This window comes from Sphingobacterium bovisgrunnientis, from assembly GCF_009829085.1.
In the GTDB taxonomy this organism is placed as follows: Bacteria; Bacteroidota; Bacteroidia; order Sphingobacteriales; family Sphingobacteriaceae; genus Sphingobacterium; species Sphingobacterium bovisgrunnientis.
This window is the reverse complement of the sequence record NZ_WUQY01000018.1, coordinates 14,015-28,289: the sequence shown is the minus strand read 5'-3', so window position 1 is coordinate 28,289 and position 14,275 is coordinate 14,015. Positions and strand designations below refer to the sequence as shown.

The 14,275-nt window shown below is 34.8% G+C and carries 14 protein-coding genes; 3 read left to right on the top strand and 11 right to left on the bottom strand.

Features of this window, described 5'->3' with window-relative positions; all coding sequences use genetic code 11:
• Position 1: 1 nt before the first annotated feature.
• From GOQ16_RS10135 to GOQ16_RS10125, 3 genes are all read right to left on the bottom strand, one after another.
• Positions 2–1,231 (bottom strand): metallophosphoesterase family protein, encoded by a 1,230-nt coding sequence (locus GOQ16_RS10135; RefSeq protein ID WP_160069168.1) that lies wholly within the window; start codon positions 1,229–1,231, stop codon positions 2–4.
• 76 nt (positions 1,232–1,307) lie between these two features.
• Positions 1,308–1,964 (bottom strand): hypothetical protein, encoded by a 657-nt coding sequence (locus GOQ16_RS10130; protein WP_160069167.1) that lies wholly within the window; start codon positions 1,962–1,964, stop codon positions 1,308–1,310.
• A gap of 11 nt (positions 1,965–1,975) precedes the next feature.
• Positions 1,976–2,386, bottom strand: a complete 411-nt coding sequence (locus GOQ16_RS10125) for a c-type cytochrome (protein WP_149913768.1) — start codon at positions 2,384–2,386, stop codon at positions 1,976–1,978.
• A 127-nt stretch (positions 2,387–2,513) separates the two neighbouring features.
• Between GOQ16_RS10125 and GOQ16_RS10120 the strand changes: the two genes are divergently transcribed.
• A complete protein-coding gene (locus GOQ16_RS10120; protein WP_160069166.1) occupies positions 2,514–3,203 on the top strand; it encodes a carboxylesterase family protein in 690 nt (229 codons plus the stop codon).
• Positions 3,204–3,256: 53 nt separating this feature from the next.
• Here GOQ16_RS10120 and GOQ16_RS10115 read toward each other — a convergent pair whose 3' ends face one another.
• From GOQ16_RS10115 to GOQ16_RS10105, 3 genes are all read right to left on the bottom strand, one after another.
• Entirely contained in the window at positions 3,257–4,105 is an 849-nt protein-coding gene (locus GOQ16_RS10115; protein WP_160069165.1) for a TraB/GumN family protein, read from the bottom strand.
• Between the two features lie 98 nt (positions 4,106–4,203).
• On the bottom strand, positions 4,204–4,608 hold the full coding sequence (locus GOQ16_RS10110) for a DUF5606 family protein (protein ID WP_160069164.1): 405 nt from the start codon (positions 4,606–4,608) through the stop codon (positions 4,204–4,206).
• Between the two features lie 17 nt (positions 4,609–4,625).
• The gene (locus tag GOQ16_RS10105; RefSeq protein ID WP_149913772.1) at positions 4,626–5,084 is read right to left on the bottom strand and encodes a peptidylprolyl isomerase; all 459 of its coding nucleotides are present in this window, start codon (positions 5,082–5,084) and stop codon (positions 4,626–4,628) included.
• A gap of 153 nt (positions 5,085–5,237) precedes the next feature.
• On the opposite strand from GOQ16_RS10105, the gene radC reads away from it, so the two are divergent.
• Positions 5,238–5,924, top strand: coding sequence for a RadC family protein (gene radC, locus GOQ16_RS10100; RefSeq protein ID WP_160069163.1), 687 nt, complete (start codon positions 5,238–5,240; stop codon positions 5,922–5,924).
• Here the strand turns inward: radC and GOQ16_RS10095 are convergent.
• From GOQ16_RS10095 to GOQ16_RS10085, 3 genes are read right to left on the bottom strand one after another with little or no spacing between them, the layout of a single operon-like run.
• Positions 5,894–7,105, bottom strand: a complete 1,212-nt coding sequence (locus GOQ16_RS10095; RefSeq protein WP_160069162.1) for an oxygenase MpaB family protein — start codon at positions 7,103–7,105, stop codon at positions 5,894–5,896. The genes radC and GOQ16_RS10095 overlap by 31 nt on opposite strands.
• 3 nt (positions 7,106–7,108) lie before the next feature.
• A complete protein-coding gene (locus GOQ16_RS10090; RefSeq protein WP_160069161.1) occupies positions 7,109–7,468 on the bottom strand; it encodes a hypothetical protein in 360 nt (119 codons plus the stop codon).
• Positions 7,458–8,093: a YgjP-like metallopeptidase domain-containing protein gene (locus GOQ16_RS10085; protein ID WP_160069160.1), complete on the bottom strand. Its 636-nt coding sequence runs from the start codon at positions 8,091–8,093 to the stop codon at positions 7,458–7,460. Before GOQ16_RS10085 ends, GOQ16_RS10090 begins: the two co-directional genes overlap by 11 nt.
• An 82-nt stretch (positions 8,094–8,175) precedes the next feature.
• Here GOQ16_RS10085 and GOQ16_RS10080 point away from each other — a divergent pair, with 82 nt between their 5' ends.
• Positions 8,176–10,179, top strand: coding sequence for a M13 family metallopeptidase (locus GOQ16_RS10080; RefSeq protein WP_160069159.1), 2,004 nt, complete (start codon positions 8,176–8,178; stop codon positions 10,177–10,179).
• 47 nt (positions 10,180–10,226) lie between these two features.
• Here the strand turns inward: GOQ16_RS10080 and GOQ16_RS10075 are convergent, their stop codons facing one another.
• Positions 10,227–10,520 carry a hypothetical protein gene (locus tag GOQ16_RS10075; protein ID WP_160069158.1) on the bottom strand — a complete coding sequence of 98 codons (294 nt, stop codon included), beginning with the start codon at positions 10,518–10,520 and terminating at the stop codon, positions 10,227–10,229.
• Between the two features lie 146 nt (positions 10,521–10,666).
• Positions 10,667–14,206, bottom strand: coding sequence for a chromosome segregation protein SMC (gene smc / locus GOQ16_RS10070; RefSeq protein WP_160069157.1), 3,540 nt, complete (start codon positions 14,204–14,206; stop codon positions 10,667–10,669).
• Positions 14,207–14,275: the final 69 nt, after the last annotated feature.

Sequence of the window (14,275 nt, the reverse complement as noted above, 5' to 3'; positions counted from 1 at the left end):
ATTATTCCTCCAAATCTTTAGTATATGTTAGCACCTCTTTAAATAAATCCTTAATTTCATCATTAGGTTGTTGGCCATATTTGTAATTGAAATAATCATGGAACAAACTATGAATATCCTTATCAAGTCGTATCACATCGCCCGCAACTTCAGTATCATTTTTCAAGTGCGTAACTACAGGAATAATATGAACTATACCATCATGTACCTCATGTATACGTTTAAGATCGGCGGAGGACATAAAAGTGTTGCTAATTAAGGTCAATTCGACCAACGTATAAGGATTTGATCTAAGCCAATCTACTGCCAAATCTATATTATCAAAACTCATTCTTTTCAGAGGTTTACCGCTGTGTAGAGAAATTGCTTGTACAACTGCTTTTTGTTTTGGTACAACGTCAATAATAACTACCTTCTTTTCTTGGCCAGCCTCTGAGAAAGAATAGGCAAGGGGCGAACTAGAATATACCACAGGGTTCGAATGTCCCTTTATAAATTGATACCTGTGTAAGTGCCCCAGTGCAGCATATTGAATTTGTCGAGGAATAGCATCCGAATATACAATGTCTGCATTACCGATTTTTATTGGTTTTTCGCCCTCTGGTTCATCTAATATTTCACCACCCCGCTCCAACATATAGAGGTGAGCTGTGAGGATATTGACCCCGTAATCATCACAGTATTTATTTGCTAAAAAGTTCCAATTTTCTTTAAGAACTTCATTCAACTGCTCTCCTTTATTTTCCACACCCAAGAATTGTTTTAATCTAACTTCATTTGCATACGCAGTAGTTATTATTCGAAGAGGATAAGCTAGATGCTGAAGTTTTATTTCGATAAATCCTTTATCTGAGTTTATAATTTCAAAATTGCTTTCCATAGCGAATGGCTTCACCTCAGCGTGAGGATAGCCAACAAATATAATTCCACAGGCTCTTGCTAATGGATCAGGAGAATCAATTCGGTCTGGTGAATCGTGATTACCAGCTATAGCAAGTACTGGTCGTTTTCCATTTGCCGTTAACCGTTTCAAAGTCTGGTACAGAAGCTCAGTTGCCTCTACAGGTGGGTTGAATGTATCAAACAAATCGCCAGCTACTATGACAACGTCTACTTGCTGTTGATCTGCAATATCGCAAATTTCTTGAAGTACTTCTTTTTGTTCTTCAAGACGACTAATATTATCAAGCTTCTTTCCTAAGTGCCAATCCGCTGTATGTAGTATTTTCATGTGCGCAAATGATGGTTGAGCGATTATAAAAATACTTATTTTTGATGAGTAGTAGGTGTTTAGTTTCTTAAGTTAACTATTTCTTTTCTGCAAGTCTTTCTTTACAAAGCTTATACATCGAATCCATATTTTTATCTTGCGGATAAAATGATCTTCCAATTCCAAAGATTTCCTTAGAAGTCGTAAATTTTTTATCATAAAATAATTGCATACCCACATTGTAAAAAATAGCATCTACATTTGGAATTCGCTTCAGGCTATAAGAAGATTTGCTTTCTTTTATAGTTTTTGCAATCATTCTGGCGAGCTCTATTGCACGTGTTAAATTCTTTTCATCAAAGGCTTGCATAGTCAGCACAACAGCATCTTGTATTTTAACCTTTTGGATTTTTTCATTATCATTTAAAAAGGAATACTGTGATTCCCAAACGACAATATCTTTTAGGTTTTTACTTGGATTTTTTTGCTGATTTATCTTAAGAAGCAATGTCTCTTGTAATAACGCGATAACCATCGTATCTAGATTATTAACAGCATAACAACTATCCAGTATGGACTTCGCTTTGCTTAATTGTCTAGTATGAACAGCAACGATTGCTCTATTACGCATTGGTTCGTAAGTGGTTATATCAAAAAAAGAATCCTGAATTTCTTCTTTTTCATGCTGCGCATAACAAAATCCTATCGAACAAATAATAAATGTTACAGTAATTAAATGATGAAATAGATTCAATTGTAATAGTTTTATTTTGATAATTGTATAGTTTTTGGTTGCGCTTGACCATTATGACAAGTTTCGCAAGAAATATTCTTTACGAGACCCTGATGTTCATGTTTAAAATATTTTTTATTGATTTTCTTTGTCATTTTCATCATCTCTCTAGCCATATTCTTTTTAGGATTAGAATCGCTAGCGAAGTCCATTCCTTTTTCACCATTTGATTTGGGAGCATGGCAATACCCACATTTCACACCTAATGCTGCATTAAATCCACGCATAACTTTAGTGAGTTCTTCATCAGAAATATTTTTTGACAATACTTTAAGATTTTTTGGTTTATTATTCTCTTGGACAGATTTACTTGTAAATGCAGAGATTGTAAATACAAGGGCTATTATAACTCCGAAAAATGTGATTTTTTTGTTGCTTTTCATGTAAATTTAATTTGTTCTAATATTACGAATTAAACTTGATTTGTCATAATAAAGTCATTGCAAATTCTCATTTACTATTATTTTTGTAGTTTTGTCCCTTTAACTGTTGAGGTTGAACTTACAAATTATGAGAACGACACTATTTACTTTGCTATTAGTATTAAATATTTTAGTTTCAAAGGCTGAAACTTTACCTATTATTAATAAAACAACCTATAATTTCTTATTACACTTGCCTGATTCATACGATAATAAGTCAGACAAATTACCAGTAATTGTTTTTCTTCATGGTCGTAGTTTATCAGGAACAAATCTGGATCGAGTAAAACGCTACGGCGTGCTTTATGCAAAAAATAGGGGACATGAGCTACCAAACGCAATAATCGTTGCACCACAAACTAACAAAGGTTGGGATCCTGATAATGTAATAGAAGTAGTAGATTATGTGTTAGAAAATTACAATGCTGATCGATCAAGGGTGTATGTATGCGGGATGAGTATGGGAGGATATGGAACTATGCATGTGGCTGGGAAATATCCTGATCGTATCGCAGCGGCTGTAGCTATATGTGGTGGTGGAAATATAGGCGATGCTTGTAATTTGACACAGGTACCATTGTGGATTCAACATGGAAGTGCTGATAGGGCCGTGCCAGCTTCGGAATCGAAGAAGATTTATAATGCGATTAAGAAATGCGATAGTAATGCAGATGCTACTTTAACAATTATAAAAGGTGGAACACATGGTAGCGTAGAAAAATTATTTCATAAAGATGCAATCTACGATTGGATGATGAAATATAAAAAAGATTTATAACAAAGATAACGGCTTACAAAAATTAGTAAGCCGTTATCTTTGTTATAAGTATGTTAATTTAAAACTGGAGTAACTGTATATCCTTTTTCACGAAGTTGTTGTATTAGACCATCTTTTCCAATCAGATGTGCTGCTCCAACTGCAATCAGAGTTTTATTTTCAGAAATTCTAGAAGGAATTATATCTAACCAATTGTTATTTCTTTGAGTTAACATTAAATCATAAACTTCAGGAGTCATCCAATTAGGATCTGTGATTACTTCTTCAAGAATGGATAAGTCTTGTTTATTGTAAGCGATAACCATTTGTTGTGTCAATTTACTAGCCTCATCATAAAGTTTTAAATAATTATAGAAATACTCAGGAGTAGCAATCTTACTCAACATTTCCATCTGAAATTCTATTGTTTCCAAATCCGCAATATTTTTACCCTCTGCTAATTTATGAACTTCATTTTCTACAGACTTAATCTCCATTGGATTAGGGCAATTAAATGATTTTAATGTCAAAAGACTCATTACCATTGCTGGGTGCAACATATCGAACATTTTAATAGATAATTGATTCGCTGTGAGCACACTGTCGATTAATTGAATCTGATCAGACTTTAAATTACTCAGAAAATCTTGAGTAGGACTCATCATTCTTTGTTGCATTAAAGCTGTATTTTCTGGATTAAACAAATCCACTTCAAATATCACTTGATCAACTTCTCCAATTACCCGTTTAACTTTATCATGCATGACGAAATCTTCTGGACATAAAATATGAATTGTACCTAATAAATAGGAATCAGCTTTTAAATTATTTCCAGATATTTTCCATAAAACAGAATTTTCTTGCGCAAAAATAGTTGCCATCGACAAGATGGTAAAAAGTTGAATTAAAAATAATTTTTTCATATAACGTTAGTGAATTTTCTTTTAAGATAAGAGTTTTTAAAAACAAAAAAGGGATTTATTCAAAATAAATCCCTTTAAACTGTAAATATCAAAAACAATTATTGAATTGGAGCTGGAGCTTCCTCTTCAAATAATGGAAATTCTTTGATAATATTATACCAAGAAATAATTTTTTTAATATCAGAAGTATAAACTCTAGCCTCATCATGACCTGGAGCTACTTCGCGGAAAAAGTTACGTAATTCTTCGCCGCTTGCTTTTGTGTCTGGTGTAGTTCCTCCATTAGCTTTAATAGTTTCCAAAACATCTAATAGACGAATTTCTTCTTCCTCACCGTATATCGTGATATCTTCCAAAGTAGCCATCTTAGTCGTGTTAAGATTTACTACAGACTTGATTTTAGCTTTATCTAATGTTTCTAAGATAAAACCACCTTTATTTTGACCGATTAATTTGAATAAACCTGGTTTACCAGTTACTGATACTAATGCTCTTAAGTTCATTATTTAATATGTTTATACTAACCTTCAATAACTTCGATTGATAAAATACGATCACCTTGACGAATGTCATCAACTACATCAACATTTTCGATTACTTTACCAAAACAAGTATGGTTACGATCCAAATGTGCTGTATTGTTACGGCTGTGGCAAATAAAGAATTGAGAACCACCTGTATTTCTACCTGCATGTGCCATAGATAATACACCACGGTCATGATATTGGTTTTCACCAGTCAATTCACAATCAATTTTATAACCTGGACCACCTGTACCTGGCATACCAGAAGCACCTTCACGTGAATTAGGACAACCGCCTTGAATTACGAAGTCAGGAAGAACACGGTGAAATGTCAAACCATCATAAAAACCCTCTTTCGCCAATTTAATGAAATTTGCTACTGTATTAGGAGCGTCTGCTGTATAAAATTGTACAGTCATGTCGCCTTTTTCTGTCTTAATAATTGCTTTACTCATTGCTAAATAAATTTTTTACAAGGTACAAATATACTATTTTTTATCCTAAGAATAACCAAACTTGACACGTCAGACTGTGTTAATATTTGTTAACCTAAATGCTTTTTAGTAAATTCATAATAACCAATTAAATACGCACACACGAACTATAAAATGGAAAAATTAGTTATCCGCGAATGGGCAGAATCCGATCGCCCGAGAGAGAAATTAATGGAGCAAGGCAGGAGGGCACTTACTGATGCAGAGTTGTTAGCAATTCTTATAGGTTCGGGCTCAACAACTGAAACTGCAGTTGAGCTTTGTCGCCGCATACTCAAGGATGTGAATAACAATTTGAATGCCTTGTCCAAGAAAGAAGTTAATGATTTATGTGTCTACAGGGGAATTGGTGAAGCGAAAGCCATAACAATCATTGCAGCACTTGAATTGGGGCGGCGTAGGAGAGATGAGCAAGTCGTTGATGTTCCCGTACTGAATAGTAGCAAACGTGTATACGAATATTTTAGAGCTAACTTGCAAGATATTCCGCACGAGGAATTTTGGGTACTTTATCTAAATACAGGTTGTAAGGTATTGGATACGCAATTAATCGGACGCGGAGGAAATGATTTTACGCCTGTTGATGTACGTATTATTCTACGTCACGCTTTACATTCAAAAGCAAATTCGATGATACTAATTCACAATCACCCTTCTGGCACACTTCAACCTAGCCAAGCAGATAAACTATTGACTAATAAAATCAATGATGCAGCAAAAATAATGGACATCAAGGTGAATGACCATATTTTTTTTACTGTTACAGCTTATTATAGTTTTAGAGATGAAGGATTACTCTGACTATTGTTAAATTCTTGGTAAATCATACGCACTCTTTCTTGTTCTTCGCCACCCGAATGTATAGATTGCAAACGAGTTTCCTCGTCAACAATAGTTCGTTCATTTTGTCTTGTTTTCCATATATTAACCAAGCCAAATCGTCCGATCTTTGTATTTGATAATCCTAAAAGTTTACAAGAATATTCACCCAACAAGAAATTATTATAAAACAAATGTACTTCACGCATCATCAAGCGCATTAATTTATTTTTGGGATAATGTGCTAGTACAGGCTCTTCTTTAAGTGCATCAGCTAAGGATCTGCTATCTTCGTCGCCTTCTCTTTGCGTCATTGTCCAAAGATAAAGTGCTTCAATGGCTTCATTTTCATTTTCGGGCAACAATGCTAAAGGAATTCCTAGCAAGTAACCGACATATTTCCAAAAGTGAAATAATCCATCCACTTCTTTTGAAGAAGGCTGAATTCCGATTTTACGTAACCCAACTAAGAACACCAATGAGAACCCCAGATTTGTAGCCAGCATATCCCAGGTATTCAACGGAATACCCCATTTATTAGAATCCCAATCTGTACGCTTTAAAATGTTAATGCGCGAATAAGAATGGATACAACGAGTCAAAAATATCTGGCGAAATCCTTCTGAGTTTTGTTTTAATCCACCTTCTTTGGTAATATTTACCCAAAAATTGACAGTGTCATTTAGCCTTTTGACAGCACCTTTTTTTAAAGCCCCTGTATAGATTAATGGCTTATTGATAGCTGCTGATTCATAGCCGCCCATAAGGCAATAATCCCGCAAAACTATCAAAGCTGAAAGACCGGCGCGTCGAGAAAGTTCAGCACCAAATTTTAATTTCTCTAGATCTAACCAATTAGGTACAATGTCAATCTTTGCGAAGAATTCATCCCAAATTAGCTTTTCCTCGGATGGCAGTTGTTCATGATTCAAATAAGAAGAAAGTGAATTATTACCCTGAACAAATCCTTTCTTATCATGAAGATCAAGTACCAATTGGTCGCCATGTCTGTCCCATTCGTAGAGAAAGGGAATAAGTTTTTCTGCAATTGCGATATCAGGAACATATCCTAATTTTTGAAGCAGTTCTACGCCTACACCTTCATTCCAATAGTGTGCAAACGATGATTCATTAATTTTATATCGGTAGGGCTGACTCCACATAGGCTAATTTGTTAAGCTCCAATCAAAATATGCTGCACGTGCTACTAGTTTGTCATCTTTCGTACTGAAATCGAAATCTAAATAATCATTGGCGCAGGCTTGCAAATCCGAACAACAATATTGGCGGTCAATCTGAAATTTCAATCTAAATGATCCTTTCTTTGTATCAGAATTATAATTGAGATTAATCACACTAAGGTTCATAATTGATGGACCACCGTCCAGACTATCCAAATTATCTAAAATATATTCACGAATCTTCTGTAAACTATCCTCAGTTAAATGGCTCATAATCAACTGAGAATTTTGCGCTAATTCCTCTGCGTTAGTCGGGCTTATTTCTATTGTTAGGTCACTGCTCATATTTAAATACTCTTTCGAAATGTTTCGGGTTTGAAACATATTTGTTTATCAAATCATCAATTTGTTCTTCCGAACATCTTAAAAAAATTCCCACAGCTCGTATTACGACATAGGTGATAAAATCTTTCGATTTGTCAATTAATGTTTTTGAATAGGTAATGTATCCGTTTGTATGACAAATTGAATAATATTTTGTTTTTAGTTTTTTAAGATTAGTTTCAGGAAGAATTAAATTCAAATCTTCTTCTAGATAAGACAATTTTGAGTTAATAAAGTTTAGTAATAGGGTAAATTTTAATTTTTCAAGATTTGTTGCCGTGCTGAAATGCTTCTTATTACCATATAAAATTTCATTTTTTATATGGGCTGACAATATTGGTTCTATTTTGATTGGGTATATCTTATCAAACAGAGATATCTGGGTAAGGGAAGTATTTAAAGATTTTTTGTGTGCTGAAATTAACTTCGGTAATTCTTGTTTAATGTATACAATTAGATTCTCTTGAGGAATTCTTGCAGGAACATCCAGATGCACAATTTCGTGCTCGATCTTTTTAAGAATGATTGAATCGATGTCGGTTTTGATATGAATAAAATACGTTTTTTCGCCAATTTCCAAATACATACACAAAATAGTTACTTTTTATTCAAGCTGTAAATAATTATGTTTGCATAACATTTACATCATTTAAAATAAGCTTATAAAGATGAAGAAAATTTTTGTTTTGACAGCAGCCTTGCTGTCATCAAATTTTATTTTTGCCCAAGAGTACAAAGCCATAAATAAAACATTTATGGATCAGTCTGTACGCCCGCAAGACGATTTTTACAATTATGTCAACGGAAATTGGATGAAAACAGTTCAAATTCCTTCAGACAAAGCACGTTGGGGATCATTCGACGAATTGCGTGAAAATACAGATTTGGCTGTATTGGAAATTTTGAAATCAGCATTAAATGAAACGCAAGCAAAAGGTTCGGATGGCCAAAAAATTGCCGATTTGTACAAATCATATGTTGACTTCGAAACGCGTAATAAAGTTGCTTTAAAGCCAATTCAACAAAGATTGTCAGATATTAATGCCATTAAAAATTTAAAGGATCTAACGGCGTATTTCTCAAAATATGGACGTGAAGGCGGAAATCCTTTCTATGGTGGTTATGTAGGTACGCATCTGAAAAATTCAAAAATTAATACAGTTTATCTAGGTGGTGGTTCATTAGGACTTGGTCGTACTTATTACCAAAAAGACGATGAGGCAAATAGAAAAACATTAGCTGATTATTCTGAATTCATCAATACACTTTACGGAAAAGTAGATCCAAAAACGAAGGACTTAAAAGGATCAAAAGTTATAGCTTTTGAGAAAGCGATTGCTGCAAATTTGAAAACAGTAGAAGAATCTCGTGATGCACAAAAGCGTTATAATCCGGTAGCTGTATCTGATTTAAATAAATTAGTCAAAAACGTAGATGTAGCTGGATTCTTAAAAGAAGTAGGCTTTAAAGCGGATACTGTAATCATAGGAGAATTAAAATATTTCCAAAATCTTGATCAAATCTTAACAGAGAAAAATGTTCCTGTCATCAAAGATTATTTGAAATTCCATGTAGTAAATGGTGCAACTTCCTATTTGACAGAAGAACTTGATAAATTATCTTTTGACTTCTATGGCCGCAAATTAAGAGGTCAAGCAGAACAAAGAAGTTTGGATAAGCGTGGTTTAGAGTTTGTAAATGGTAATGTCGGCGAATTGCTAGGTAAATTATATGTAGAAAAACATTTCCCTGAAGAAGCCAAAGCAACATGCGAAGAATTAGTTAAATACCTAATCAAATCGTTTGAGATGCACATCAAGAACTTAGAATGGATGTCTCCAGTTACGAAAGAACGCGCTTTGGACAAATTATCTAAGTTTACTGTAAAAATCGGTTATCCAGACAAATGGAAAGATTATTCACAATTGGCCGTTGGTACTTCATTGTACGAAAATATTAGTGCAATCAACAAATGGAGATTTGAGCAGAATCTCGCTAAGCAAGGACAACCTGTAGACAAAGAGGAGTGGGGAATGTCTCCTCAGACGGTAAATGCGTATTATAGCCCACTAAACAACGAGATCGTATTTCCAGCAGCTATACTTCAAGCTCCTTTCTATGATTACCGCGCAGACGCAGCAGTCAATTTCGGTGGTATCGGTGCTGTAATTGGTCACGAATTATCGCATGGTTTTGATGACTCAGGTTCTCAATACGATGGTGATGGAAACTTGAATAACTGGTGGACTGAAGAAGATCGTACTAAATTTGAGGCAGCTGCTAATGCTTTAGTGGCGCAATTCGAAAAATATGAACCAGTACCAGGTGTATTCGTAAATGGCCGTTTCACTTTGGGTGAAAACATCGGTGATTTGGGTGGTTCTTCAGTAGCTTTTGACGCTTTGAAAATGTACTTGCAAGATAAAGGTAATCCAAGTATGATTGATGGTTTTACCCCAGAACAACGGTTCTTCCTGTCTTGGGCAACGATTTGGCGTACGAAAACAACAGATGCGTTTGTAATTAATCAAGTAAAAACCGATCCACATTCACCTGCGCAATACAGAGCTTTCGCACCAATTATTAATTTGGACGCATTCCATGAAGCTTTCGGTACAAAAGAAGGTGATAAATTATACGTTCCAAAGGAACAAAGAATTCTTATTTGGTAAACTTTCAATTCTACCTATGAGAAAAGGCGATCCTAGGATCGCCTTTGTTATTTAAGATTGTTTATTTCTTGCTGTTCTTTCAGTTTCTCTACGTTGTTTTTTTCACCGTATTCTTCGGTTTTACGTTCAAATTCTTCAAGTATTTCTTTGATAGCGTCGGAGTTCTGGGCAGTTCTGGAATAAATATCCGGAATCTTGCTTTCAATTAATTTATCGCCCAATTCTATATTATCCACTTCAATTTTACCAATTTTTTCTAAAACTGCTTGTTGGCTATTTCTAACATCTTCCAGCTCACGCGTAATTTTAGCCATCAATTCAAATTTTTTCAATTTATCCATAGTTATTATATGTTAGTGATATAAAAACAACAACACAAGTCGGCATATGGTTTGTGCTTTAACATAATTTAACCCTTTTTCTAAAAAAATAAAGCCTCTGTTATAAACATCAGAGGCTTTTAATAAATCATGTAATTTATTAATAACTAAGCGACTTCCCGTAGATCAACTGGTACCACACGTGAGATACCTTGCTCTACCATCGTCACTCCATAAATAATGTCTGTACTCGCGATAGTACGTTTATTATGTGAAACCACAATAAACTGAGATTGACCCGAAAACTGCTTAATGATATTATTAAACTTGTCAATATTTGTATCATCCAATGGTGCGTCTACCTCATCGAACACACAGAATGGTGCTGGTTTAAGGAGATACAATGAAAATAATAGGGCAGTAGAGGTCAATGTCTTCTCTCCACCCGAAAGCTGATTGATGGACAAAGGACGTTTTCCTTTTGGTCTTGCGATAATGTCAATATCCGAATCCAAAGGATTTGAAGGATCAGAAAGTATCAAATCACAGCTATCTTCTTCATTAAATAAGGAACGGAATACTTTAATAAAGTTCTCGCGAACAGTATTGAAAGCATACATAAATTTCTCGTTTGCACTGCCATCAATTTCATCGATCGTAGACATCAACGTTGCTTTGGCTTCCAATAAGTCATTTTTCTCTTTGTTGATGAAATCATAACGCTGTGTGATTTCATCATATGCTTCTTTCGCCATTGGATTGATTGTGCCGAATTCATCCAATTGCTTTTTGAGTCGCGTACATTGCGACCCTAATTCTTCTTGCGTTTGTTCGATTTCAGGCAATTCGCTTTCTAGCAACTCTTTGATATTAATATTAAATTCTACAGAAAGGCGTTCCTTCAATGAGTTTAAATCAATTTGTAAAGTCGTTTTCTTGTCTTTTACCTCGGTAATCAAGAAATCCAATTGGTCTTTTGATTTACGTAAATTTGCTACTTCTTCTTCCAAATCATTCAGACGCTTACGGAAGGCGTAGAATTCTTCTTCCATATCATGAAGTGCTTTTTCAAGTGCTTCACGCTGTTCATAAAGTTCTTTTAAGTCTTCATCGTTATTATCCGTGAAAGTTAGTGCATCTTTCATATCCACCTTGATTTGTTCCATCTCGGCGTTATTTTTATTGATACGTAATTCTAAAGCCTCTTTTTGACTTTCACGGTATTCCAAATCTTTCTGGATACCCGCGACTTTATTTTGCTGCTGATGAAGACGAATATTTTCCTGATTGTAAGCCGTAGATTTCTCTTGAACAATCTCGTTCAATTCTTGATAAGCAGCTTGGAAGTCCGCCAATTGTTTTTGACGCTCGTCAACTTCCACCTTTAGAATTTTTAATTCTGGTTCAGCTTTCGTCAATTCAGCAGCAATCTCTGCTAGACGTTTTTCAATATCTTGCTTGCGATTTTGAGAATTAGAAATAAATGCTTGGTATTGCTCTTGTTTGGTTTTCACTGAGGTCCATTCATTCTGAATTCGAGCCAATTGAATGCGTATTTCATCAATGATTTCCTTTTGCGATTGCAATTTAAGTGAAGCTATTTTATCGACTAATTCGGCTTCTGTATGTTGTAAATCAGCGATAAGCGCATTAAGATCCTTAATTTCTTTGGCAAGATTTTCCAAATTCTTAGCGCGGCCAATACGTTTACCTTCGAATAAGCCTACAGAACCACCACTAAAACCTAATTTGTGTTTACTGAATTTTCCTTCATGATGCAGAATTATCAAATCTTCATGTGGCAACTCAGCATCCAAAGCTTTAGGGTCATCCGACTTCAACAAGTAAACATTGTTTAATAATTGCAAACAAAGTTTCTCGTATTTCTTATCCACTTTGATAACCTGCATGGCAGGAATCATATTTTCTGGAACTATGAAATTGCTTGATTTTTTATCTATAACAGACTCTAATACAAAGAAGTTAGCGCGACCACGTGATGCATCACTTAACAACTGAATTGCTTGCACAGCATCTTGTTTTGAATCCACTACATAATGATTCATAACGTACTCCAAGTAGTTCTCAATTGCAACACGGTATTCTTCTTGACAGAATAAAATGTCCGAAAACAAAGGATAAGATTTAGGCCAACCCGCATTTTTACGTAAGAATTTGATGGATTCCGGGAAGCCTTCCAAATTATCCACCAAGGATTTTGTCAAATTGTACTCATTCTGTTTGGCATCTACCAAACGAGATTCTTTACTCAATAACGCTCGAGTTTCCTGTAACTGAATTTCAGATTGTTCGATTTGACGATTTAAATCATTTTCAATGCGTACAGCCTCATCGTATTGTTCTTGCTGTGCATCTAATTTTCCTTGTAGGTCTGCTACGGCAATATTGAATTGCGATAATTCTTCTGCTTTAGAAGATGCATCCGAAATATTGCGCAAAGACTCTTGCTCCAACGATTCTTTTTGAATATTTAGAACAGCGATGTCTTTTTCTACTTTATAAATATTATTTTGGATTTCGCTATTCTCTTGTACGAATCGATCCAATTTATTTTTTGCCGTTTGTTGTTGGCCTTTTAGTTCCTCAACTTCGGTTTTATATTTTTGAATATCATCTTGAGCAACATCTAGTTTAGCTTGCTCTTCATAAATTTCTTCGTTAAGTCTTTTAAGCGTGTATTCGACATTTGTAAGCTGCTGATTATCCAGATTAAATTCAGCTGTGATACGCGATTCACGCTCTTTCAGATGATACAAACGTTCGTTCTTAATCTTCTTTTCCGATTCATAAGCACGAATTTTATTATTGAACTCGTTTGTCGTTTTTTGCTGCGCTGATAGACTTTTCTCCTTAGAAAGAATTTCTTCACGACCAGCACGTAATTCTTTTTCTTTGACATCAATTTGTTCTAATGTCGTTCCTAGATATTGTTGCAAATCCTTTTCTTTCTCTCCCAAAGAACTTAAATCAGAACTAAAACTATCCAGACGGTAATAAGCCAATCCAATACTCGCTTGCTTGTATTCTTCTTTCAATTGGAAGTATTTGTCTGCTTTCTTCGCTTGATTTTCCAGAGACTTTAGATTCTTCGTAATCTCAAACAATAAATCATCGACACGCGAAAGATCAGCTTCTGTATCTTTTAATTTGCTAAGTGTTTGTTTCTTGCGGACTTTATATTTTGAAATACCTGATGCTTCCTCAAACAATGCACGACGAGAATTATCTTTGTTTGCAATGATTTCATCTATCATTTTCAACTCAATGATAGAGTAGGTGTCTGCACCGATGCCTGTATCTAAGAATAAATCCGTAATGTCCTTCAGACGACATTTCACATCGTTCAATCGGTATTCAGATTCGCCTGTACGGTACAATTTACGTGTGATAGTCACAGTTGTAAATTCCGTAGGAAGAATGTTTTTATTGTTGTTGAATGTTAAAGAAACTTCCGCAAGATTGGCTGGTTTACGCGTTTTCGTTCCGTTGAAAATAATATTTTCCATCTTTTCCGAACGCAATGTTTTCGTACTTTGCTCACCCAACACCCAACGTATCGCATCCACCACATTGGATTTGCCACAGCCATTAGGCCCTACAATTGCTGTAACGCCTTCATTAAAATTTATTGTGATTTTATCACCAAAACTTTTAAATCCTTTGATCTCAAGTTTAGTTAGTTCCATTCACTTAGCTTTTGTTATAACGTACGAAAATAAGGATAAAAATACAGAATGAGTAGGTCGGGTTTTGCA

Excerpts from the sequence above, each read along its gene's own strand:
- GOQ16_RS10135 (WP_160069168.1), bottom strand. The coding sequence starts at position 1,231 with ATGAAAATACTACATACAGCGGATTGGCACTTAGGAAAGAAGCTTGAT.
- GOQ16_RS10125 (WP_149913768.1), bottom strand. The coding sequence starts at position 2,386 with ATGAAAAGCAACAAAAAAATCACATTTTTCGGAGTTATAATAGCCCTT.
- GOQ16_RS10120 (WP_160069166.1), top strand. The coding sequence starts at position 2,514 with ATGAGAACGACACTATTTACTTTGCTATTAGTATTAAATATTTTAGTT.
- GOQ16_RS10115 (WP_160069165.1), bottom strand. The coding sequence starts at position 4,105 with ATGAAAAAATTATTTTTAATTCAACTTTTTACCATCTTGTCGATGGCA.
- GOQ16_RS10110 (WP_160069164.1), bottom strand. The coding sequence starts at position 4,608 with ATGAACTTAAGAGCATTAGTATCAGTAACTGGTAAACCAGGTTTATTC.
- GOQ16_RS10105 (WP_149913772.1), bottom strand. The coding sequence starts at position 5,084 with ATGAGTAAAGCAATTATTAAGACAGAAAAAGGCGACATGACTGTACAA.
- radC (WP_160069163.1), top strand. The coding sequence starts at position 5,238 with ATGGAAAAATTAGTTATCCGCGAATGGGCAGAATCCGATCGCCCGAGA.
- GOQ16_RS10095 (WP_160069162.1), bottom strand. The coding sequence starts at position 7,105 with ATGTGGAGTCAGCCCTACCGATATAAAATTAATGAATCATCGTTTGCA.
- GOQ16_RS10090 (WP_160069161.1), bottom strand. The coding sequence starts at position 7,468 with ATGAGCAGTGACCTAACAATAGAAATAAGCCCGACTAACGCAGAGGAA.
- GOQ16_RS10085 (WP_160069160.1), bottom strand. The coding sequence starts at position 8,093 with ATGTATTTGGAAATTGGCGAAAAAACGTATTTTATTCATATCAAAACC.
- GOQ16_RS10080 (WP_160069159.1), top strand. The coding sequence starts at position 8,176 with ATGAAGAAAATTTTTGTTTTGACAGCAGCCTTGCTGTCATCAAATTTT.
- GOQ16_RS10075 (WP_160069158.1), bottom strand. The coding sequence starts at position 10,520 with ATGGATAAATTGAAAAAATTTGAATTGATGGCTAAAATTACGCGTGAG.
- smc (WP_160069157.1), bottom strand. The coding sequence starts at position 14,206 with ATGGAACTAACTAAACTTGAGATCAAAGGATTTAAAAGTTTTGGTGAT.